This window comes from Glaesserella parasuis, assembly GCF_002015085.1.
Taxonomy (GTDB): domain Bacteria; phylum Pseudomonadota; class Gammaproteobacteria; order Enterobacterales; family Pasteurellaceae; genus Glaesserella; species Glaesserella parasuis.
Genome location: NZ_MUXW01000076.1, coordinates 1,199 through 1,663, shown reverse-complemented (window position 1 = coordinate 1,663; position 465 = coordinate 1,199). Strand labels below are relative to the sequence as shown.

Sequence of the window (465 nt, the reverse complement as noted above, 5' to 3'; positions counted from 1 at the left end):
AAGCGGTAAGATGGACTAAGTTTTTTGCAAATCATTAGTCAAATCTTACCGCTTATTTTTAGGAGATAAAATGAAAAAAACGCTCTCTTTTAGCCTTATTGCCCTTGCTTTAGGCTTAACGGCTTGTACCACGAAAACCTACCAAAGCACCTTAACCGAAGGGGTGGATAACAGTGTTTCTCCACAGCAAGACTTTTATCGTTATGTGAATGGTAAGTGGGTAGATACCACCCAAATCCCGTCTGATCGTACTTCTTGGGGAACCTTAGCAGAACTCAATGAATTGAATGAAAAACGTTCTGTTGAGCTGTTGCAAGCGGTGATTTCAAACCCAAATTTTGCGAATGATGAAAAGGCACAACGTTTAAAAGCACTTTATCAAAGTTATACCGATTTGACTGCCCGTGAAAAGCTTGGTTTAAGCCCAATTCAAGCTGATTTAAGCCGAATTGAGAGGATAAAAAC

At 39.6% G+C, this 465-nt stretch carries 1 pseudogene; it reads left to right on the top strand.

Going from position 1 to position 465, the window contains the following annotated elements:
* Positions 1-70: 70 nt before the first annotated feature.
* Positions 71-465, top strand: a pseudogene (locus B0183_RS11600) (M13 family metallopeptidase N-terminal domain-containing protein); the annotation flags it as partial.